Source organism: Azoarcus taiwanensis, assembly GCF_012910885.1.
GTDB lineage: Bacteria > Pseudomonadota > Gammaproteobacteria > Burkholderiales > Rhodocyclaceae > Azoarcus_F > Azoarcus_F taiwanensis.
Genome location: NZ_WTVM01000287.1, coordinates 1 through 688 on the forward strand (window position 1 = coordinate 1; position 688 = coordinate 688).

The window sequence follows — 688 nt, forward strand, 5'->3', positions numbered from 1 at the left end:
ACCATCGGTTACGGACTGCCGGACTTCGCAGAGGAACTCAACTACGGAGTCGATCTATCAACCATCTGAGGGTGGTATCAGATTGATGGGGTGAAGGTGCCCCATCAACCATTAAATCCGTATACCCTGTTTTTTTCGGGCTGTAAGCTCGGCTGTAAGCTCGGCTGTAAGCTCGGTGAAGGTGTCCAGCATGCGGACGATTTCGGCTTGGATCTCAAGCGATTTTCTGGGGTTTTCTGGGCAAGGTATGGGGAGTTTGAATTCCTTTACCTTTGCATCTGAAATTGCTGGGTATGCTGCTCCACCTTGATTCTCTTCAACGTATGTCTTGAAGCTGTTCGATGCAATCCAATGCAATATCCATTTTGGCAGCACCACATCTTTCTTGGCACGCAAAACACAGTAGCCGGTGCTCGCCACCTCGCCTGCGTACTCTTCCCCAATTAAGCAGTATCGCTGTTGCGTTGGGCGGGTTGTCGCAAAAATCACGTCGTGTTTTTCGACAATCTTTTGTGCCCGACTAGGTGCATTTCCGGCTGTAATCTGGGGCGCATCGATAATGGGCACCTCGAATAACGCGAGGTTTTCGTTGAATCCCGCCGCCAAACAATGACAGCGACCGAACTCGGTTCAATTTCTCCGGCAAATCACCGCTTTTCTCTGCGGTGTCGCCCCGTTTTCTCTTCGA

General features: G+C 50.7%; 1 protein-coding gene. It reads right to left on the reverse strand.

From position 1 onward, the window contains the following. Positions 1-111 precede the first annotated feature (111 nt). Positions 112-606, reverse strand: coding sequence for a restriction endonuclease subunit S (locus tag GPA21_RS20350; protein ID WP_211163753.1), 495 nt, complete (start codon positions 604-606; stop codon positions 112-114). Positions 607-688: the final 82 nt, after the last annotated feature.